The 22,965-nt window shown below is 35.8% G+C and carries 18 protein-coding genes and 1 other annotated feature; of the genes, 1 reads left to right on the top strand and 17 read right to left on the bottom strand.

Features of this window, described 5'->3' with window-relative positions; translation table 11 throughout:
* Nucleotides 1-63: 63 nt before the first annotated feature.
* The 16 genes from JC2156_RS00960 to JC2156_RS00885 all read right to left on the bottom strand — a co-directional run bounded on the left by JC2156_RS00960 (nucleotide 64) and on the right by JC2156_RS00885 (nucleotide 21,073).
* Entirely contained in the window at nucleotides 64-2,097 is a 2,034-nt protein-coding gene (locus tag JC2156_RS00960; protein ID WP_006844973.1) for a penicillin-binding transpeptidase domain-containing protein, read from the bottom strand.
* A gap of 174 nt (nucleotides 2,098-2,271) precedes the next feature.
* Nucleotides 2,272-2,754, bottom strand: a complete 483-nt coding sequence (gene greA, locus JC2156_RS00955; protein WP_006844972.1) for a transcription elongation factor GreA — start codon at nucleotides 2,752-2,754, stop codon at nucleotides 2,272-2,274.
* Between the two features lie 96 nt (nucleotides 2,755-2,850).
* On the bottom strand, nucleotides 2,851-5,499 hold the full coding sequence (locus JC2156_RS00950) for a YfhO family protein (protein ID WP_006844971.1): 2,649 nt from the start codon (nucleotides 5,497-5,499) through the stop codon (nucleotides 2,851-2,853).
* An 11-nt stretch (nucleotides 5,500-5,510) separates the two neighbouring features.
* Nucleotides 5,511-7,100 (bottom strand): endolytic transglycosylase MltG, encoded by a 1,590-nt coding sequence (gene mltG, locus JC2156_RS00945; RefSeq protein ID WP_006844970.1) that lies wholly within the window; start codon nucleotides 7,098-7,100, stop codon nucleotides 5,511-5,513.
* 306 nt (nucleotides 7,101-7,406) lie between these two features.
* Nucleotides 7,407-9,830, bottom strand: a complete 2,424-nt coding sequence (gene pheT / locus JC2156_RS00940) for a phenylalanine--tRNA ligase subunit beta (RefSeq protein WP_006844969.1) — start codon at nucleotides 9,828-9,830, stop codon at nucleotides 7,407-7,409.
* A gap of 5 nt (nucleotides 9,831-9,835) precedes the next feature.
* Nucleotides 9,836-10,879, bottom strand: coding sequence for a phenylalanine--tRNA ligase subunit alpha (gene pheS, locus JC2156_RS00935; protein ID WP_006844968.1), 1,044 nt, complete (start codon nucleotides 10,877-10,879; stop codon nucleotides 9,836-9,838).
* 63 nt (nucleotides 10,880-10,942) lie between these two features.
* Nucleotides 10,943-11,152, bottom strand: a binding site (T-box leader).
* A gap of 60 nt (nucleotides 11,153-11,212) precedes the next feature.
* The gene (gltX, locus tag JC2156_RS00930; protein ID WP_006844967.1) at nucleotides 11,213-12,709 is read right to left on the bottom strand and encodes a glutamate--tRNA ligase; all 1,497 of its coding nucleotides are present in this window, start codon (nucleotides 12,707-12,709) and stop codon (nucleotides 11,213-11,215) included.
* 86 nt (nucleotides 12,710-12,795) lie between these two features.
* Nucleotides 12,796-13,908 (bottom strand): PIN/TRAM domain-containing protein, encoded by a 1,113-nt coding sequence (locus JC2156_RS00925; RefSeq protein WP_006844966.1) that lies wholly within the window; start codon nucleotides 13,906-13,908, stop codon nucleotides 12,796-12,798.
* A gap of 31 nt (nucleotides 13,909-13,939) precedes the next feature.
* Entirely contained in the window at nucleotides 13,940-15,310 is a 1,371-nt protein-coding gene (gene radA / locus JC2156_RS00920) for a DNA repair protein RadA (protein ID WP_006844965.1), read from the bottom strand.
* 3 nt (nucleotides 15,311-15,313) lie between these two features.
* A complete protein-coding gene (locus tag JC2156_RS00915; protein ID WP_006844964.1) occupies nucleotides 15,314-15,853 on the bottom strand; it encodes a dCTP deaminase/dUTPase family protein in 540 nt (179 codons plus the stop codon).
* Nucleotides 15,854-16,016: 163 nt separating this feature from the next.
* The gene (locus JC2156_RS00910; protein ID WP_238530580.1) at nucleotides 16,017-16,331 is read right to left on the bottom strand and encodes a GNAT family N-acetyltransferase; all 315 of its coding nucleotides are present in this window, start codon (nucleotides 16,329-16,331) and stop codon (nucleotides 16,017-16,019) included.
* A gap of 143 nt (nucleotides 16,332-16,474) precedes the next feature.
* Nucleotides 16,475-18,541: an ATP-dependent Clp protease ATP-binding subunit gene (locus tag JC2156_RS00905; protein WP_006844962.1), complete on the bottom strand. Its 2,067-nt coding sequence runs from the start codon at nucleotides 18,539-18,541 to the stop codon at nucleotides 16,475-16,477.
* Nucleotides 18,542-18,843: 302 nt separating this feature from the next.
* Entirely contained in the window at nucleotides 18,844-19,017 is a 174-nt protein-coding gene (gene rpmF, locus JC2156_RS00900; protein ID WP_006844961.1) for a 50S ribosomal protein L32, read from the bottom strand.
* Between the two features lie 187 nt (nucleotides 19,018-19,204).
* Nucleotides 19,205-19,825 carry a sugar O-acetyltransferase gene (locus JC2156_RS00895; protein WP_006844960.1) on the bottom strand — a complete coding sequence of 207 codons (621 nt, stop codon included), beginning with the start codon at nucleotides 19,823-19,825 and terminating at the stop codon, nucleotides 19,205-19,207.
* A gap of 110 nt (nucleotides 19,826-19,935) precedes the next feature.
* Nucleotides 19,936-20,133 (bottom strand): hypothetical protein, encoded by a 198-nt coding sequence (locus JC2156_RS00890; protein WP_006844959.1) that lies wholly within the window; start codon nucleotides 20,131-20,133, stop codon nucleotides 19,936-19,938.
* Nucleotides 20,134-20,506: 373 nt separating this feature from the next.
* The gene (locus JC2156_RS00885; protein ID WP_006844958.1) at nucleotides 20,507-21,073 is read right to left on the bottom strand and encodes a cadmium resistance transporter; all 567 of its coding nucleotides are present in this window, start codon (nucleotides 21,071-21,073) and stop codon (nucleotides 20,507-20,509) included.
* A gap of 83 nt (nucleotides 21,074-21,156) precedes the next feature.
* Between JC2156_RS00885 and JC2156_RS00880 the strand changes: the two genes are divergently transcribed.
* Nucleotides 21,157-21,477, top strand: coding sequence for an ArsR/SmtB family transcription factor (locus tag JC2156_RS00880; protein ID WP_006844957.1), 321 nt, complete (start codon nucleotides 21,157-21,159; stop codon nucleotides 21,475-21,477).
* Between the two features lie 199 nt (nucleotides 21,478-21,676).
* Here the strand turns inward: JC2156_RS00880 and JC2156_RS00875 are convergent, their stop codons facing one another.
* Nucleotides 21,677-22,864 carry a hypothetical protein gene (locus JC2156_RS00875; RefSeq protein WP_006844956.1) on the bottom strand — a complete coding sequence of 396 codons (1,188 nt, stop codon included), beginning with the start codon at nucleotides 22,862-22,864 and terminating at the stop codon, nucleotides 21,677-21,679.
* Nucleotides 22,865-22,965: the final 101 nt, after the last annotated feature.

The raw sequence follows: 22,965 nt of genomic DNA, 5'->3' as shown, positions 1-22,965 counted from the left end.
ACAAAGTAAAATCCTCAATTTGTTATAACACAAATCAAGGATTTTACTTTTATTTTTTAATATCTACTTGTTATCAGAATTTTCAACATCTTTCCAATAAGCTTCCCAAATCTTCTTAGTAAACTCTGATGAAATTCCATCTTGTGCTTGATTTGAAATTCCTGGAATAGCTACTGCAATAGCTACATCACTGTTTGGCACAAACGAAATTCCGGTTGAACTATAAGTCTGTTGACCCTTGGTAAACGTTTCAGCTGTTCCAGTTTTGGCATAAATACCAGGCTTAATTGACTTCAAATTTGAACCAGTCACGTAAGGACCTGTTCCATTTACCACTAAGTTCATTCCCTTCCAAATCACTTCACGTTCAGCAGAAGTCCATCCTACAGTGCCCAAAACCTTAGTTGGAATCGTAGTCTGGAGTTGATCAATCGAAGAATTTTTTTGTCGTTGTGAAATCGAACCAACTACATGTGGCTGTACTCGATAGCCACCATTTGCAATGGTCGCAGCATACTGTGCTAATTGAATAGGAGTAAAGGTATCATATTGACCAAAAGCCTCGTCCAAAGCATTACCGCTATGATCAGCACCAGTATCACCTTTAATTCCCGTTGTTTCTCCAGGCAAATCAATTCCCGTTTTAACTCCCAAGCCAAAGCGAGCAAACCCATTGCGCATCTTCTGCCATACATCATGATCCAAATTACCTAGTGTCATATTTGGATAGTAATTTAAGCCACCCATCTTTAGCATCATTTGCATCACGTACGAATTTGAAGAATTTTGTAGGGCTGTTTCAGCTGTTAATGGAACACTACCATCTTGATTAAACCAAGATGACTTCTTCGCCGTTCCCGCAATTTGAATTGGCACATCATTAACTGCATTATTTTGAGGACTAATTACATTATTCATCATACTAGTAGTAATCATGGCCGGCTTAACAACCGATCCGACAACCTGTGCTCGATTAATATTACCCAAAGCATCTGATGTTAACTTCCCAGTTTCATTATCACGGTGTACTCCAGCCATTCCATACAACCCACCAGTCTTAGGGTTAATGGCTACAGCATAAGCACCTTCTGTTAAACCACCTGGAATATTTTCTTCCAGAATTTTTTGCAAATCTTCTTGGAACTTAGAATTAATTGTTAAGTTCAAATTTGATCCAGCTTGACCACTTTGTACTACTGTTTGTTTTGAATCATTACTTCCCACAGAAATAATTTTCTTACTCCCACTCAAAGCCGATTCATAGTATTTTTCAAGATATGAAGTTCCTACACTGTCATCACGACTATATCCTTGCGTCAACAAAGTATTAACTTCTGATTCAGGTAATCCTGACTTTGAATTTGAAACAGAACCAATAATTGAACTCATTCCATCCCCATTCGGATACTCACGAGTATAGAAAATTCCAACCTTCACCCCTGGCATTTTAGATTGACGTTCCCCAATATTAGCAATTTCTTTATCTGTCACATCGTTGGTCTTCAAATAAACCGTCGATAATGCATATGCTCCTGACATCTTTTGATACAACATGGCATTATTCTTTTGTTGACCAGTCATAGGAAAATCATCCTCATGCGTCATGACATATTTAGTCACTTGACGCATCCACTCATCAGTTCCATAAGTAGCTAAATTCTTAATTGAACGGCCAACTTTTTCAGCTCTTTTTTTATCTAATACATAATAAGTTGCGTAATTAGTTGGTGCCAATTGATCGGTATCCACCTTAAGATATTTACCAGTCTCATTAGCGACTCGATACATCTCTGCCTCACTAGTGCTTTTGGGCTTACGATATGTAATCGCTTGAGTCCCCTTATTATCAACGATTACTTTTCCAGTATCATCGTAAATTCGACCCCGCTGTACACGCTCTTTTTCTAAATTGGTAGCGCTTGAGTTAACTTCTTCTTTAAAACTAGCTTGGCGACGAATTTGCAAGTTTGCCAACTGCAAGCCTAGTAAAACCAACAGCAAAATTACAATTCCTAGCAAAACATTTAACCGTACGGAAATACGAGTTAATGAATTGGGTGCCCGCCTATTTTTCTTTTTACGTCTTGGCTGTTGCATTCATCACACCTTAATTTCTTATAATTTAGTTAGTTTTATTCTATCACATTCTACATAGACAATTAACAAAATCTACTCGTTTCATTATTCAAGAATATCCTGGAAAAAAATAAGTTTTTCAAAATCAGCCAATGCTCATTTCAAAAAACTTATCACCCCGTTAAACGGTATTATTTATGCTAAGGTTACTGAAATAATTTTAACTTCAAACGAGAAACCATTTTCAGTAGTAATTTTGACCATGTCGCCCACCTTATGTCCTATCAAGGCTTTTCCAATCGGTGATTCATTAGAAATTTTACCGTCATCGGGATCAGCTTCAATTGAACCTACGATAGTATAAGATTCTGGTTCATCCCCATCTTCTTGAAAGGTAACCGTCTTACCAACTGAAACTTCATCGGCAGCAATGGAGCTCGAATCAATGACTTCAGAATTATCTAACATATTCTGCAAAGACTTAATTTGGCCTTCCATGAAAGCTTGTTCATCCTTAGCTGATTGATATTCTGAATTTTCAGATAGATCACCATGGGAACGCGCCTCTTGAATTGCGGCAGTAACTTCACCACGGCGCACCGTGATCAATTCATTTAACTCCGCTTCTAATTTTTGCTTTCCCTCAAGTGTCATTGGGTATGTTTTTTCATCTGCCATAATTGGCCCCCTATAATAATTTATATAATTTTAATTAATGGTTTTTACCATCTAAACTAAAAATCAAGATACCACGATCTTAATTAGTTGTAAAGATTATTCATGTAAGGAATGTCGACGCTTAGAACTTTCTGACCAACTCATCCCCAATAAAAAGATCATAAATCCAATGGAAATAAATAGGCCTTCATGTAATAGTGGCACCTTATATTCATATTCAATTCTATGATCTCCTGATGATACAACCGCCCCCAAGAAATTACCAGCAACTTTAACTGTATTGACCTCACGTCCATCAATCGATACTGACCAATTTTTAGAATAAGGAATGGTCGACATCAAAACATTTTCTCCTTTAGGAACATTGATGGTTCCTTTAATATCATTGGATTTGACCGTCTGATATTTAATACCTTGTTTTTGCAATTGCTTAGCTTGTTTGTCCCAAATATCCTGCCGCATAGCATATAACGAGACATTCTGTAACCATACTGTATTCGTCTTCAAAATTAATTTAATTTGATGTTGATCTCCCACTTGACCATTATCCGGTAATGTATAAATCATCGTATGTCGATGTGCTGGAATCGGATAAATTATTTGACCATCAACCTGTAGCTCTAAATTGTCAGAATTCAAAGCAGTCCCGAGAGTTAAATAAGTCGGTCCTGATGCTTGTTTTTGATAATACAAAGTCAAACTTGCATTCTTTTTTTGATTATTTTTTGACAAAAAAGCACCGGTCACGGTTTCAGGTGTCATTAGATTTTCCGCCTGAGCGCCACTAAAATTAATATTTTGAAAAGCTTTATCCTCACTACCTAGTAATGATTGCCAAAGATCACTTTGATTTTTGATCGGATCATCATTATGCGTTTTAAAATTAAGTACTGTTGGATCAGAGGCAAAGATCAAAGGTAAGGCGTTTTTATTTTTCGTCACCTGAATCCCTTGTTGCTGGCTGATCATCTTATAATTTTCTTGTGCATCATATCGATTATCATTAAACATTGCTGACGGAATTTGTTGATTAGTCGTTTGATCTAAACGTAACAGGTAACGCATTCCTAACAAGCTATCACTAATTAAAGTTCCTCCCCCGTAAGCAATATAATTATCTCCTTCTGGTTGTCCAAAAGTTGCCATCAAATCACTTTGCTGATTTTCTAACATCGATGTAAAAACACTTCCTCCGGCATAACCAAATTGCATTGGATCATCCTTAGTTCGCTGAAAATTTTTCGTTACACGATAAAAATCATTGCTTTTATGAGGTAAAGTATCGATATTCTTTTGAATAGTCTTAACAACCGTTTGATATTCACTATTTGATAAATAACTGAGATGATTAAGGGTTAACACAGAGTTAATTATCATATCAATTCCAACCAGCAAACCGATCACAGCTATCCACCAGGGATGCTTATGTATTTGTGTCAATCCGATTAAAATCAAAGTAAATATAGTAGCACCTAAACCAATCTGATACAGATTTAAATACTCATATTGATCAATTCGATAAATAATCCAACCAATTGCTGCTATTGCTAACCCAGCTAAACTAATAACCTGAAATTTACTAAACTCAATTTTTGGCGACCAAACACTAGCTGATAACCAAATTAACCAAAAAATAAATACAAAACTAAACCGATACGGATACCACACAGGAAATGAGAATCCATGCCAGACAACATTGAGGGGTTGATATAACATTGACACTACGAAAAACGCGGTCACAACGACCCCCATAATACGTGTGGGCCAACGAACATTTTTGGTCGTGAAAAAATACCAACATAGAATAAGAATCAAACTTCCTACGAAAATATTCGGTAAACCTGTTTCTATTTGTTTAAAATTAAACGCACCTGGGAAAAATTTAGTTATTAAATCGACAGGGGTATTATCAAAAACATTTTTTACATTTTCCCAAAAATGCTGCCCCTTCGAGTTATGCAAAGTCATTGCCGTTGGTAACCACACAAACGTTGACAAACCAATCCCCATCAATGATGAAAATATAAATTTACCTGCCAATTTTAAACGTTCATAAAATGAATATGGTTCCCAAGTTAGACGCCATAAAAAATAGAAAATCAAAAATAGTCCAGCCATATAGGTCATGTAATAATTACAGATAAAAGCTAATGATAATAGCAATATATAAGGCCAATAGCTATATCCAGCTAAATAACGTTCTAGAAAAGCTACAATCAATGGCAGCAAGATCACAACATCGATCCAAATTACATTTAATTGATTCACTAACATCCAGCCACTTAAAGCATAAATCGAGCCAAAAACGGATAACGCAAAACCATTTTGCCAACGCATCAAGCGTAGAGCCCAAGCCATACTTAAACTTGCCAAGCCATAACGCAGAATAGTAACTAAAAAAATTCCTAATGGTAGCCCTGTTTTAGAAAATGGTAGCAATAGTAAGTTAAATGGACTAAACAGATAATACGCTCCATCACTATAGAAATTACCACCCAGGCCTTTACTAAAACTATATAATAAGCGACTAGGATCCTGCAGCAAACTATCTTTCAAATACGCAATAAAATCAATATATTGTTGTCCCAAATCAACCGTCAAAATTGTATTATCACCAAATGGCGCAACACCTCGAAACGCAAAATAACCGGCTATAAAAATAACCGGTCCTAAAAAGCTGAGCCATAAGGCCTGAGTGTTGGCACGCCACTGTAACGGATTTAAATTAATCGTTTTTTTGTGCATGTCTAGTCCTTTTACTTATTTTCCATCCCTTGATTAACATCATCAACCTTAGCTACCGCCGCATCATGATCATCTTGGTTCTTAGTATAAGTAATAGCTCCTGTCTTCAAATTAGCCACAAAGTACAAGTACTTTTTCTGACGATCCTTGGGATTCAAAACAGCTTTAACCGCTTGAATACTTGGATTATTCATTGGACCTGGTCCATAACCAGGATTCCGATATAAGTTATATGGTGAATCTACCATCGTATCATCAATTGATAAATTAACTCTATCAGTTTTCAATGCATATTTAACAGCGACATCAGATTGAATGGGCATATCAATATCCAATCGATTCAAGAATACGCCCGCAATAATTCGCATATCCTTATCGCCGACACCTTCGCCTTGGACTAATGAAGAAACGGTCATAAGTTCTTGCATGTTCATATTACTTTTCTTAATCTTACTATAATAAGGTCGCATTTCTGTATCAGTTTTATCTACCATAGCAGTAATGAGATCTTCTACTGTTTTATACCGAGTATAGTCATATGTCGCTGGATAAAGATATCCTTCTAAACGATATCGAGTGTCTTTAGCCGACATAGCTGAAGTTAATAATTCAGGATACTTTTTAGCTAGCGATTCCAAGAAGGTTTGATCATTAACTTTATCTAAAAAATCCTTTTCCGTAAATTTCTTAGAACTACCGACTTTTTTTGCAAAGCTATCGATCCCCTCACCTTCAGTCATCGTTAAAACCATATCATGATTAATGGGCGTATCTGAACCACCCTTTAAGAGTCGATTAACTAAAACATTCATCGGCATTGAGGGGCTCAATTGATAATAACCTGCCAACATATTGTTAGCATCATGGGCGTTAACATAATGCAAAAAAGCTTTATTCGAATGAACTAAATGTTTGTTAACTAAAATTTGTCCAATTTGTTGCACTGTGGATCCTTGCGGAATATAAACTTCTTGTTTCTTCTTGTTTTTTGGTTGCATAGCACTGTAATTATTTGATTGTTGATAAGCGCTAATTCCACGCCAACCTATCACTCCAACAATTACAATAACTAAGACCAATATTATCCACATTACGCGACGTTTCCCACTTACCTTTTTAGCCTTAGGACGTCGTTGTTGTTTACCACGAGTCACTTTAGATTTCTTAGTTTTAATCGGACGCTCAGAGACAACTTTTGGTGCCACCTTCTTCGTCTGTTTTTTAGCTTTATTTGAATTTAAACGTGAACGTCTAGATAGTGATTCTACAGTTTCATCTGTGAGACGCTGATCTTTAGTCAGATGATCTATTTCTACGGATGCCTCCAGTTTCGCAGGAAGCTCTTCTTTAGCTGAATTATTCTCAATCTGAACGTTTTGGATTGGTTTAGCGTCGTTTTGTTTTGGCTGATCGTTTGGCTTTGGTTTAGTCAATGTTTCTTCCTTTAATTGAGGTGTCAAACGTTTGGATTCTAATTGATTATCGTCTAGTAACGTTGATTTTTCATCAGGTGCTTCTTTAGGCTGATCTTTAGGTTTATCACGTTTTAAAAATCCTTTTTTAGATTTTTCGTAACGCGAATTTCGCGGTTCAAATGGCATATTAAATTCCCCTATTACTTTTATATAAATTCAGTCCATAGTTTCAATCAGAAGCTTCTATGATCAAAAACCATTTCTGTTCATTCGTGATAATTTCATATAAATTCGATCAACGAAAATTATAAGCTATGCTAAGTACTCCGGTTTTTTCTTAAATGGATCTATCTCGTTAATACAAATTAATATTATTTTAAATAACCTGAAAAACAGGTACTAAAAATGGGATTGGAAACAATTATCCCAATCCCATTTATTTTACCATTTCATTCATAAAACGCCTAATTTGTTTAAAAAAACGAAGTAATATTAACGAATTTCAGCATTATATGTTTCTTCAAGCGTATTAGTAATTGCTTCTACTGCTCCAGTCACGACATCATCAGTTAGCGTATTTTCTCGATCAACAAAAGTTAAAGTATAAGCCAATGATTTTTGATCGCTACCAACATTCATTCCGGTATAAACATCAAATAGTTCAACTTTTTCTAGATAGCGACCACTAGCTTGTACAATAGTCTTTTGCAAAGTAGCAGCATCTAATTCTTTATTGACCAATACAGCGATATCTCTTGAAATCTCAGGATAACGTGAAACCTCGTTATATTGCGTCTTTAACTTTTTCAAATCAATAATTGTATCCAAATTCAATTCAAATCCAAAGGTTTCATTGATTTTGTACTCTTTAGCAATCAAAGGATGGATTTGACCAACCATCCCCACATAAACTTCACCAACAAAAATATCTGCTGTTCGTCCAGGATGCATTTCGACGTGTCGATCAATTGGTACAAATTTAATTTCTTGCTTAAATTTATAATTTTCTAATAACCGTTCAACAATTCCTTTCAATGCATAAAAATCGACTGCTTCTGCTGCATCAGCCCAAGAACGTTGGTGCCAGTTTCCTGAAATAACTCCTGCTAAATGCTCAATTTCTCGTGGTTGTTGAGTTTGATCAGAATCAGCAATAAAAATACGTCCTTGTTCATACAAAGCCACATCATTTTGATTATGAGCAATATTATAAGCTGTATCATCTAACAACCCCGTCAACAATGAACTACGTGTTTGTTGACGATCTTGTGACATTGGATAATTTAATTGTACGGGCATCCCAGCTTCTAATTGGAAATGTTTTGCCTTTTTCGGTGTCGTCAATACATATGACATAGCTTGATTTAGGCCCAAGCCCTCTAATGTATGACGACTAGCTCTAATCAAAGTCTGTGCTGGGGTTAATTGACCAGGTGTCATTTCCCCTACTGGTAAGGTTGTTGGTAAATTATCATAACCATACATCCGTGCTACTTCTTCCACTAGATCCGCTGAAATTGAAATATCCCAACGGCGGGTTGGAATTTCAACCTTGAATTCGCCTTGATCTTCTTGATAAGCAAATTGCAAGCGATCAAATATATCCCCAACCTCTGTGACCGTAATTTCCATTCCTAAGACATGTCTAATGTATTCCAAAGTTATTGACACAACAGGTAAACTAATTGTTTTACTTTGAGCAATAACCGGTTCCGCCAAAAGATCACCACCTGCTAATTCAGCCATAAGGGCTGCTGCATGATCTAATGCTACGAGCGTCATACTTTCATCAACTCCTCGTTCAAAGCGTTGTGAAGCTTCAGAATGAAGATTTTGATCACGTGCAGTATGCCGAATGGATGTTGGTTCAAAAATAGCCGCTTCTAAGACCACAGTTTGGGTTTGATCAGTAACTCTGGTTGAAGCTCCACCCATCACTCCAGCAAACATTAACGGTTCATTATCCGCTGTGATTAAGATATCGCCCGCACTTGTTTCTCGCTCAACATCATCTAATGTCACTAATTTTTCACCAGCTTGAGCTGTCCGAACTTTCAAATTAGTACTTGGTAATTTATCATAATCAAATGCATGTAGGGGTTGACCATACATTAACATTAAATAATTAGTAATATCTACAATATTATTAATTGGTCGAATTCCCATATTCCAAAGACGCTTTTGCATCCAAAGAGGCGAATCCTTAACTGCTACATTCTTAACAACGCGAACGCCGTAAGTAGTTGCCAGTTCCTTTGGCACTTCAACTTGTAAAGTCTCATTAGTTTTTTGCGTTGCTTCATGTAACTCAAACTTTGGCAACGTCATAGGTACACCTAACATCGCAGCAACTTCAAATGCCGTTCCATTCATCGATAGCATATCTGCACGATTAGGTGTGATCCCAGTCTCTAAGATATCATCATCCATTCCAAGCGCATGAAAAGCATCATCACCAGGCTTTAAATCTTTAGCATCATCTTCGTTAAAGACCCAAATTCCAGCTTCCAACTCCTTAGGCGCTAACTTATCATCAAGCCCAACTTCTTGCAAAGCACAAAGCATTCCATTTGAGCGAACTCCACGAAGTTTTCCTTTTTTAATCTTAACGCCATTTCCAATGACTGAACCATGCTTGGCTAAAATAACAGTTTGTCCTTCTGCAATATTAGGTGCCCCCGTGACAATTTGAACTGGTTCTTCTTCTCCGGCGTCAACTTGCGTAATTACCATATGATCTGAATCAGGATGTGGTTCAACTGTTAAAACCTTCGCAATAACGACTTTTTTCATGTTCCCTTGCATTTGGGATTGTCCTTCAATCTCAACAGAAGTCCGTGAAATTTTTTCGGCTAATTCATTGATTGGTAAATCAATCTTCATATAATCTTTTAGCCAATTTGTTGATACTCTCATATTAATTATCCTTTCTGGTCAAATTGCGTTAAGAAGCGCATATCATTGAGGTAGAAATTACGAATATCTTCAACCCCATACTTTAGCATGGCAAATCGATCTGGACCCATTCCAAAGGCAAAGCCCCCATAAACACTTGAATCGACACCCGCTGCTTCCAAAACATTAGGATGAACCATCCCAGCTCCCAAAACTTCAATCCATTCAATATCTTCTGGCTTTGTTTTAGCAGTTACTGGTCCCCAAGATATGTCAACTTCAACAGAAGGCTCTGTGAAGGGGAAATAAGATGGTCGTAAACGAATATCATGATCAGAACCAAATAATTGATGAGCGACTGCCAAAAGGGTTCCCTTTAAGTCTCCCATCGTAATATTTTTATCAATCACTAAACCTTCAACTTGATGGAATTGATGTGAATGTGTTGCATCATCAGTATCACGTCGGTAAACTCGCCCGGGTGATATCATCTTTAATGGACCCTTAGTAAAATCGTGTTGTTCTAATGTTCGGGCCTGTACTGGTGAAGTTTGTGTCCGCATCAAGAGATCAGACGTAATATAAAATGTATCTTGCATATCACGAGCTGGGTGGTCTTTTGGCAAGTTCATCATTTCAAAGTTATATTTGTCTTGCTCGACTTCAGGACCAGCAATGACTTGATAACCCATTCCCATAAATTGATCTTCTAGTTCATCAATAATTTGTTGTAACACATGGGGCTGTCCTTGTTGAACTTTACGACCAGGCAGTGTAACATCCAATGTTTCTTTTTGTAATTGACGTTCCAAAGCAGCTGCTTCAAATTCAACTTGTCGTTCTGCAATTGCATCCGTGATGGCATCACGAATTTCATTAGCCATTGATCCCACTGTTGGGCGTTCTTCAGGTGTTAAGTCTTTCATCCCCCGCAAAATATTCGTCAATGAACCCTTCTTACCTAACCAATTAACACGTGCATTTTGTAAGTCTTGTGCATTTTTACTTTTTTCATCAATATCTTGTAAAGCTTGTTGCCGTAGTTTTTCTAAATCTTGAATTAAACTCATGCTCACACTCCTCTTTTTGAAATTAATCATAATAAATAAAAAAGTCCCTTCGGCTTAAAAAGCCAAAGGGACGTCTAATTAACGTGGTACCACCCAAGTTTTGTCAGGCCAAAAACCTAACACTTACGGCATTCAATAACGAGAATGAACCGGATTAATCTTATCAATTAATCAACTCCCGGCTGAAATTCAAAATTAATCGGGGCGATTTCTCACCAATCACCGCTCTCTAAAACCCGATTTAAAATTTACTAGGCCGTTCAAAGTTTATATTTAAAAGTATACAAGGTTCCTATTAAAAAACAAGAGATCTAACATGAATTAATTTTATCTTTAAATGAATTCTTTAATATTTTTGATTGAAGCTTCGCGACCTAACAATTCCATTACATCACCTAAGTTAGGTCCTTCGTTGACCCGTGAAGCTGAAATACGTAATGGCATCCACAAATCACGACCCTTAACATCCATTTCATTTTGCAAGCTTCGGATTGAAGCGACAATTGATCCAGCATCAAAGACAGGCATTGCTTCTAACATTTCAATCCATCGCTTCAACAATGATGGAACGTAATCTTTTTCCATCCAGTCCATTGAATCAGAACCCAAATCATCTTTAGCCGTTAAGTCAAAGAAAACCGGCTTAACCAATGGAACAATTTGTGAAGTATATGAAATACCGTCTTGATGAAGCGCCATCACACGTCGAACCCATTGTAGCTTTTCCGTAGTTAACTCATCAGGTGTGATTAATTTAGCATCAATTAATTCTGTAATTAATTTATCAAATAATACGCCTTCATCAATCTTCTTCACCCATTGATTGTTAACCCATTCTAACTTTTTGTTATCAAATTTAGCAGGTGACTTTGACAATCGCTCCGGATCAAACATCTTAATTAATTGTTTCTTGGTGAAAATTTCTTTTTCGCCTACTGGTGACCACCCAAGCAATGAAATAAAGTTTAACATAGCTTCAGGTAAGTACCCCAATGAACGATATTGTGAGATAAACGCAATGACATTGTTATCACGCTTTGATAATTTTTTACCAGTTTCAGCATTCAAGATCAAAGTCATATGTCCATAAACAGGTGCTTCCCAGTCAAAGGCATCATAAATCATTAATTGCTTAGGCGTATTTGAAACGTGCTCATCCCCACGCAAAACGTGTGATATTTCCATCAAATGGTCATCTACTACAACCGCAAAGTTATAAGTAGGCATTCCATCAGCCTTTTGAATAACCCAATCACCACCAATTTGTTCAGATCCAATTTCAACATGGCCCTTAACAAGGTCTTGCCATGCATAAAGCTTATCTTTTGGTACACGGAAACGTACAACCGCTGGTAATCCTTTGGCTTGAGCTGCTTCTTGAGCCGCTTTAATTTCTTCACCACTCATACCTTCATACTCATAGACATAATGAGGTGCTTGCTTAGCAGCCACTTGCGCTTCACGTTCAGCATCTAATTCTTCTGAAGTCTTATATGAATAATAGGCCAGATCACGATCTAACAATTCTTGAATATAACGCTTGTAGATATCAAGACGCTCTGATTGGCGGTAAGGTCCATATTTACCAGGATTACGAGGTGATTCATCCCAATCAAGACCTAACCAGTTCAAATTATCAAATTGTGATTCTTCTCCATCCTCAATATTTCTTGATGTGTCAGTATCTTCAATTCGAACAATAAATTCACCACCAAAATGTCGGGCAAACAACCAGTTAAATAAGGCCGTCCGTGTATTTCCAATGTGTAAATATCCAGTTGGTGAGGGTGCATAACGTACTCGAACTTTTTTATCTGTGACTTCAGTCATTTAATTCTACCTTCTTTATTAATTTATTATATTCAATAATTCCCAAAACAATACTAAATTTACGCTATTAAGTCCTACTTTTCAAGTTATACCGTTGCTAAATAATCTCCAAAGATCATTCGACCAGCATCTGTCTGTAAGCTTGACGTAACTTCAACTTTAACTTGTTGTTGAAGATGCTTCTTTCCGTCCTCAACCACCACCATCGTTCCATCATCCAAATAACCAATTGCTTGTTGACGTTCACGACCGTTTTTAACCAAAACTACTTGTAATTGATCACCTACCGCTACTTGTGCTCGTAATGCACTAGCTAAGGCATTTAAGTTCAAAACTTCAACATTTTGGAAAGTAGTCACCTTATTTAAATTAAAATCATTAGTAACTAAAACCCCGTCTAATTCTTGGGCTAACCGAATTAATTTTTCATCAACTTCCTTAATATCTTCATAATCACCATCCCACATTTCAAGAGGAATAGTTTGATTTTCGCGTAATTCATTTAGAATATCTAATCCACGACGTCCACGCACTCGTTTCAACGGCTCTCCTGAATCAGCAATATACTGTAATTCATATAAAACAAAGTTTGGAACCAATAGAGTTCCTTCAATCCAACCAGTCTTCACAAGTTCCAAAATTCGCCCATCAATTAAAATATTAGTGTCTAAAATCTTGTAATGATGAAAATTAGCTTCATCCAAAGGTTCCTCATCCGTCGTTTCTGTTGAATCACCACGAGGTGATCGTATTCGTAACCGCGACATCAAACTTGTCATGAAACGATAAACTTCATCCATACGACCAGTACCAATTCGATAGCCTAGATACCCCAAAACAATCATAGCTAACAAAGGTATTCCGGTATTAATAAAGAAGTTGGGAATATTTCTTAATGGAGCTGTGGCTAAGAAAGCTAAAGCCAATCCAACAATAGTTCCCAAACTACCTAGCAACAACTTAAGTGGTGGCTCTTCAGTCAGAGCTTGTTCAACCCTCTTCAATAACCGATCAAAAAACGACCATGTGAATAAACTCAATAGATAAAAAATAATTGCACCAAGGATAAATCCCAAAATCGGATTATTAATCCATAAAATATGTGAATAACCTATTAAATTCCACAGGGCCGGTAGGTATGCTATTCCAAGAGCCCCACCACCTAAGACATACGCTAATTGAATAATTCTTTTGCGCATTCTAACTCCCTCCTATTCTCTTACATCAACGTTAACTCAACGCGAGATCTAAAGCCTCACGGAGCGTTTGAACTGTGATCACTTTAATCCCTTCAATTTTCAGCATTTTCTTTAAACTATTTTTCGGAATGAAAATCCGCTTAAACCCTAATTTTTGTGCTTCCGTGATCCGTTCTTCAATATGTGGTACTCGCCTAATCTCACCAGTTAAACCAATTTCGCCCACAAAGGCGTCAGTTAGCCGAGTCTCTGCCTCACGATAACTGGATGCAATTGCTACTGCCAAAGCTAAATCAACTGCAGGTTCATTGAGTTTAACCCCACCGGCAGCTCGAACATAGGCATCCTGATTTTGTAATAATATGTTGGTTCTTTTTTCCAATACCGCCATAATCAGTGACACCCGATTACGATCAATTCCCGAACTGGTTCGTTGAGCGTTTCCAAACACAGTTGGCGTCACTAAAGCCTGCACTTCTACCAAAATAGGTCGTGAACCCTCTAAGGCCACAACTACTGCTGAACCAGTGGTAGCTTCCATCCGTTCTTCCAAAAACATTTCAGAAGGGTTCAAAACCTCCGTCAAGCCTTCCTGCTGCATTTCAAAAACTCCGAGTTCATTAGTTGAACCAAATCGATTTTTGACAGCCCGTAATAATCGATAGCTACGTTGATTGTCACCTTCAAAATAAAGCACTGTATCAACCATGTGTTCTAATATTTTCGGTCCAGCAATAGCACCATCTTTGGTAACATGACCAACGACGAAAATCGTAATCCCATTGGTTTTAGCGATCTGCAATAATTCAGCTGTCGTCTCACGAATTTGTGCAACTGATCCAACTGCCGAATTGACATCTGGTTGTTGCATCGTCTGAATAGAATCGATAATGACATATTCAGGTCCGTAATCATCAATAGCCTTCCGAATATGTGTCATATCAGTTTCTGGATAAATCAAAAAATTATGATCATCTTCTACGCCCAAACGTTCCGCCCGTAACTTAATTTGAGCCGCACTCTCTTCGCCAGAAACGTATAATACAACCCCTTCGCCAGCTAATTGGCCTGAAACTTGCAACAATAACGTTGATTTACCGATTCCTGGGTCACCACCAATTAAGACCATCGAGCCGGGAACAACCCCTCCACCTAAAACTCGATTAAATTCTTCAATTTTAGTTTTAACGCGAGGAACCTCTTCTAATTCAACCTGATTTAATCGTTCTACTTTCGCCACTTGTCCAGCTAAGTTAACTCGATTTTTACGATCAACTTTATCGCTTGGAATTTCTTCTTCTACTAAAGTTCCCCAAGCACCACAGTTACTGCAACGACCCAAGTAACGTTGTGAAATATCACCACAGTTAGAACAAACAAAATGGGTCTTTACTTTTGCCATATTTTATACCCCCGTTGAACCAAATCCGTTTTGACGTACTTTTTTATTATCTTGATCATCTTGATCTGTCACCAAATACTTCATGAAAATTCCTTGACCAATCCGTTCACCTTTTTTAATTATGAGATCACGTAGTCCAAAATTGGTCATTTGAATAAACAACTCACCTTCGTTACTTGGATTATCAACATAGTCAGCATCAATGATCCCCACCCCATTCGGTAGAATTAAACCGCGTTTTAATGGATTGGACGATCGATTCGCCACCATTAAATATTCATCTTCTTCTAGATAAACCTTTATCCCTGTTGGAACTAAAACAGGTTTGAAATCCTGATGAGCTCGTTGGTACTCTGTATCTGTAACTCGATTTTGACGCCAGATTGACCAAAGCACTTTTAAAACATTATGTCGCCAAATTGAAGGTACCACAAACTCTTCTGCTGCTTCAAAATCATACCCTGCTGCATATTTTGTACTTCTTTGTGGTAGTTTCAAATCAGCATTTTGATATTTTTTAACGATCGCAAAGCTACGTCCCATCTTAAAGCCTCCTAAAATGAATTGTCTGTTTTCTATTATACCTAATTTACAAATAAATAATGCGTTGCCAATCACATTTTAAGATTTAAATTACTAAATCAGTCCCCCTTTTAAAATAATAAAGCGCCCTCCTAAAAGGACGCTTAAAATTCGTGTTTAAATTTCAACTAAATGGCATACCATCATGCCATTCTATTTTTTGATATTCAGGGTTCATAAAAAATTTCTTTTTTGCATATGAACAAACTGGTCGAATTAATTTATGCTCTCGTTTAGCCATTTGTACCACTTGGGATAACATCATCCCTGCAATTCCTTGCCCTCGTAATTCCGGCGACACATTCGTTGAATCAATTGACCATACTTTTCCATCTTCAATCGTGCTATATACTAATTCAGCATCAATTTCGTTTTGTGCATCCCGGTGAATGATTCTATCTGGCTCAACTATAAACTCCATAACATCTCCACCTTTCATATCAATCAATAAAATTCCTGAAAATTTAAATATCTTTTCTTAATCCATATTACTAGCATGCTTCAAAAAACAAAACGTAAAAATATTAATTCAAATTCAGCATTGGTTGAATTTTATCATTTAATCAGACTCATTAACATCTTTTACACACCTTTAATTACAATTTTATCATCTTCCAATTTTGCTTCCAATTCATGTTCAGATGGATTATCAAGATAAAAGTCAGCAATTTGATCCTCTAATTGTTCTTGAATTACTCGTCGTAATGGACGTGCACCCATCGCTGGATCAAAGCCCAAATCAACTAACTTAGCTTTAACATCATCATCGACCTTGATCGTCAATCCAGTTGGTTCAATCATCTTATTCATGTCACCTAACATTAATTGTACAATCTTCATCAAATCAAGCTTTGTTAAAGCATTAAATTCTACAATCCCATCAAATCGATTCAAAAATTCTGGCTTAAAGTACGGAGCCAAACGTTCCATCAATTTGGTTTCATTTTTATCATCATCCAAATGATTTTGTGTTCCAGCGTTCGATGTCATAATAATAATCGTATCTTTAAACGAAACGGTGTGCCCTTGAGCATCAGTCAAACGACCATCGTCCAAAATTTGCAAGAACATATTCATCACATCCGGATGAGCTTTTTCCACCTCATCCAGCAAAATCAATGAATACGGATTACGGCGTACTGCCTCAGTTAATTGACCTGCTTCATCATAACCTATATAACCGGCTGGTGCTCCAATCAACTTAGAAACACTATGTTTTTCCATATATTCTGACATATCAAATCGAATCAAACTATCAGTAGTTCCAAATAATTCTTTTGCTAATTGCTTAGCTGTTTCTGTTTTACCAACCCCAGTTGGACCGACAAATAAGAAACTTCCAATTGGTCGATTGGCCTTATTAAATCCAACTCGATTTCGACGAATAGCGCGAGCAACTTTGGTCGTCGCCTCTTCTTGTCCAATCACATGATCTGCTAAATTATTAGCCAAATTTTGCAATTGTTTTTGCTCCGCATTCTGCAAATCACCAACTGGAATTTTTGTCTTTTCTTCCACGATTTTTTGAATGTCTTCTACGTCAATAACTTGAGTTTTACCATCAATTGGTTGTGAATCTTTGGCTGCTTGCTTTTGTCGATTCAATTGCTCAACTTGCGACTTCCAATAACCAGCCTTCTCATAATCCTCAGCGTCAATTGATTGCTGCTTCATATTCTCAGCATACTTAATCTGATTCTCTAGCTTCTTGGGATCATCCACTTTCACTTCCAAATTCTTTCGTGAGCCGGCTTCATCTATTAAATCAATTGCCTTATCAGGCAAGAAGCGTTCTGGAATATAACGACTCGATAATTCAACAGCCGCCTTAAGCGCTTCGTCACTGTACTTAACTTTATGATAATCTTCGTAACGTCCACGAATTCCTTCCAAAATCTGTAACGCTTCTTCTGCACTAGGTTCATCAACTTGAACCGTTTGGAACCGTCGAGCAATAGCTGCATCTTTCTCAATTTGGCGATATTCATTTAAAGTTGTTGCTCCAATAAGTTGGAACTCACCACGAGCAAGAGCTGGCTTCAAAATATTTCCAGCATCCATGCCACCTTCGCCCGCAGCTCCAGCGCCCATAATTTCATGAATTTCATCAATAAACAAAATTACGTCTTCGCGCTTAGTGACTTCTTCCATCAGCTTTTGCATCCGCTCTTCGAATTGCCCGCGAACGCCAGTTCCTTGAACCATTGAGACGACATCCAGACGAATCACTTCTTTACCTTGCAACTTAACTGGCACCTGACCATCAACAATTGCTTGAGCTAAACCTTCTACAACGGCCGTCTTACCGACCCCAGCCTCTCCAATCAAAACCGGATTATTCTTAGTTCTTCGATTTAATATTTCGACAACTCGTTTTATTTCATCATCACGTCCAATTACCGGATCAAATTTACCTTTCCGGGCCATTTCGGTCATATTAATTCCAAACTGTTCGAGTAAACCTTCATTTTTTTGACTGTCTGCAACTTCAGCTTGTCGCTGACGGCTAGCTTGTTCTTGCGCAGCTCGTTGTTGCATCTGCGCTCGTTGCATTTGTGCACGCTGTCTTGCTGCTGAATCACTGGTTCCATTCATTGCATTAAAAATATCATCAAAATTCGAGAAACTAAATGGATCATAATTTGCCATATTTTGTATCCTCCTATTTATTAAATCATTCTAACGAGTTAAAAGGTCCCATTTACATCTTCAACTTTGACCTTCCTTAACCTTACATGAATATTTTAGCACTCCACCATCGAGAGTGCAAGTTTTTGAACCTTTATTTTTAACTTTTTATACGTAAAATATAATCTTTTTATAACTATATTTTAATATAATTTACTATCAATGTCAGCTTTTTCCAGTATGAAATTTTATTTAACAAAAAAAGCCCAACGAATAAAAATTCGTCAGACTTTCTAAGTTTTATTTTAAATTATCTACTAAGCTTACTTAGCTTCGATAACTTGCTTACCATTGTATGAACCATCAGCGGCTACGTGGTGGTTACGTACGTAAACACCATTTTCGTTCATGTGGATTGCAGGGGTTTGGATCCCACCGCGTCCTCCACGACGTGAACGCTTCTTAGCTTTTGAAGTCTTATGTGTTGGAACTGCCATAGTTGTATCCTCCTTTTTTACGCTACCAAGCCTAAACTGAGGAGGCAGCATTAATTAATAATCGATTATTTTTCAACTGTTCTAATTTACATGTTTTTTTGCGTTTTGTCAAGATCACATACCCAAAAAAAGCTGTAAGAGAACAACACTTAGTTCAGTTTAACACGGTTTATATAAGATTCAACCCTTATTCATGAATTTCAGGCATTTGTTTAATAACCCGTGCGGGATTACCAGCAGCCATAGTATTGCTAGGAATATCTTTAGTCACAACACTTCCTGCTCCTATAACCACATTATCCCCAATCTTCACACCTGGCAAAACAATGACTGATCCGCCAAACCAACAATCATCCCCAATCGTAATTGGTAAATCATATTGCCATCCTTCCCTTCTTAAAACAGGATTTGAAGGATGGTGATTAGGTGTATAAAGCTGGCAATTAGGTCCAATAAAACAATCTTTTCCAATTGTAACCTGCCCAGCACTTAAAATTTGCAAATTTGCATTTATAAAAGTCCGAGCACCTACTGTTAGATTATTTGGATATTCAATTGAAGTGATTGGAAAATATATATCAACATCAGCGGCAGCATTTGGTAACAATCGGTTTAATTCTCGCGTAGCCTCTTCATCATCTTCAATCGCGAGTTGATTAATTTTTTGAATCCGTTGAGCACTGATTTTTACAATTTTTTGTAATTTTGGTTCTTTAGCATATTGATACCAATCTCCATCAGCAACTTTTTGAAAAACATCTTTTCGAGCAAGCGCTTTGATATCAGGATCTTGTCTTTGTTTATTCATCTGGATAAATTATCTCCTAATTTATTTATACGAACAAATTATATCACATTATCTAGAAATGTATGCGCTTAACTCAGGCTGAATTAGGTTTTTATAGGTATATTCATAAATTATTTTTTATGTTTAAAATATATTGATTTAGCTCCATGAATAATAATAGTTAACAATATAATGGGAACCACCACTAATATTAAAAAATTTCCATCTTCATTCTTTAGAAAGAAATATTTCAACAATCTTAAGATTAAAGTTCCCCAGATGGCTAACTCAATAGAATTTAAGATTCCTTCTTTAACAATGTTTTTCATCAAATATACCTCTTCGCTATTTTTTGAATCTTCTATTCATGTAATATATTCCACGGAAAAATAGTATTACCAATATTGCCACTACAGTATTACCGATTAAATTCATTCCACTTTGTCCTGAATATACTCTACATAGATAAACAATGAGGACTGATAATACAATAGAGTTTAGCAATCTCATATACATGTCCCTTACTTTCTTAATTTAAATCGGTGATGGAACCAGCCAGCTCTTAAAAACATCCGTTTTACTTTTGTATTTTTACCCCAAAAACACATACCAATGTCATGTTATCATTATGTTAGAGTCAATAAACTGCCTGAATAACCCTCTAATTGTACTACTATTTTTCGTATATGATTCAATTACAATTTAAAATAACAAGTTAAATATTTTTTCTAGCAATCCACTTTCCAATACTATAAATAAACCTATTAAAATATAAATGAGCCTAGTGATCATATCTCCAAATTTATCAAATGCCCATTTTACAATTTTGATATTACCTGTATAGTAAGCTAAGATACTAGTTATGAAAGCCAATAACATAAAATAAAATCCATAAAAAATAGGCTGATTAATAGTCAACATAGATAATACTGGTACATACAAAGCTATATTATCCGCACTACATGATGTCAGGTAGAGAAAAGCAACTGTCAAAATCGACAAATTCAAATAATTATCTCGGTTCTCTTCCTCAGCACCCTTTATTCCAAAATAGACCGGAATTAATCCTAAAATACCAATTGTCCAAGAAGGAAATATCGCTTGAAACATTTGTCCAATCGTAGCGCTAATTAAATACATACCAGCAACACCAACAATATATCCAATAACGGTATCTCTAAAACCATGCCTCTTAATTAACGGTATTAATAATATGAAAAAATCTAAGTTAGCCCCTACAAATAAACTAGTCATTAATGTAAAATACATAGTTATCTCCTTTTATAACCAATTGGTTATATAACTATTAGATTATATAATGAACCTTCCTGATTATCAATGGAGAAATTAATATGAAAAAAGAAAAACCTCTTTTAGAAGAAGCTATCAAAATATTTAAAATATTAGGTAGCGAAACCAGACTCAATATTTTATTACTATTAGAAAAAAAAGATATGACCGTAACTGATCTTTTCAATGAACTCGAAGTATCGCAACCAGCGATATCTAAACAATTAGCTATTTTAAAAGAATATAAAATTATTTCTTATGATAAAAAAGGTGTTGAAAACATTTATAAATTAAATGATTTACATATCCTAAATGTTATCAATTCAACAATGGGCCACGCTGAACACGTTTTAAATAATCAAGACTGCGATAATAACGCCTAGATAAAATCGCCTACCTTCAATTCATAAAATAATTTTATAAATATCTAAGATTTAAAAAACGCCTTAACATTTAAGTTAACGCGTTTTTTTAAGTATGAAATAATCTATGCCTTTTTATCATTATTAAATATATCCAGCATTGCTTTGATTACTAAATAAATCAAAACTATTATTTGGTTTAATAAATATAAATTAAACTTTATTGTGTCATTATTTGATATAAAAAATTATGCAGATCGATCATTTTTAACATCGCAAATGAAAGCAATGTTATAAAAATTATAGAATATCCTATTTGACTTCCATAAGATGAAATTTGGTATTTTCTAATAATTCCGCTACCACCATTAAAAAATTCACCCTTCACATGATTTTTATTCAAATAAACGTTTAGATATCCTAAATATAGCGTCCATAACAATATACCCAAAAGATAACTATATTGATTAGGAATGCTAATCATCAAAGCTACGAAATAAAGTAATAAATCAGGTTTTACATTAACTTTTTTGACTACGATAGATCCCGATTCGAAACCAATTAAGTACAGAATATACATAATGATTGGTGCTTTAGACCCAAACCAATTCATTGAATAAAAAGTCGCAAAAAATAATACGTACACCATCAACATTCCTCTTAATATGGTTAAATTAAAAACAATGTTCCGACTGAATTTTTTACTTACTGATATGACATACACGATTAATATAATTAAAATGATACTAATTAATAGATCTAATCCATAATTCTTAGACAAACCTTTTGAAAGTAAAAAAAGCACTCCTCTAATGGTAAAGATTATAAACACTAGAGCCAGAAACAATATTGGATTGTTATCACTTATTTTTTGTACATCTTGTTTTGCAAGATCTTTGGTCATTTTATATGCCGAAGGTAGACACAACATTGATAGGATACCATAACCTAAAAAATTAATTTGATAATAACTTTCAGAATATGGATGCGCTAATAATATTGCTACTAACATAACTATTAACAAAATAAATATCGACCAGATATATTTTTGATTAATTTTACTTGTATAGTCCAAATCAACCTTACCAGCAAAAAAAGTCGGCCATAAAGTCGCTGAATGGTAACCCAACAAGATCCCCGCTAATAGGCTACTATAAATATTCAAAGGAATCATCGCCATGCTCAAAGCTCCCAATATTCCAGCAGCAATACTAATTAAGATGTTATTCCATTTATTGGAAAAAATATTAAATAACATAATACTGACTGATCTGGTTGCATATATAAAAGCTAAGGTAACTAACAACAAAGGATTATGATTATTTGCATAAGCCATTAAAGTTATAAAATAAGGCAAAAATACACATACATTTGCAATAAAATTTAAAAATGAATAACTAAATATCATATCATTTTTCCTTTACTATTATTTAGTATATAAAAAACCGCTTCAACAATAAAGTTAAAGCGAGTATAGGCCTTTAAGGCGTTTAATTTTTCGATCATCAT

The sequence above is a fragment of the Weissella koreensis KCTC 3621 genome (assembly GCF_000277645.1).
Note: the sequence above shows the minus strand (reverse complement) of the source record. Positions and strands in the feature narration are given on the sequence as shown.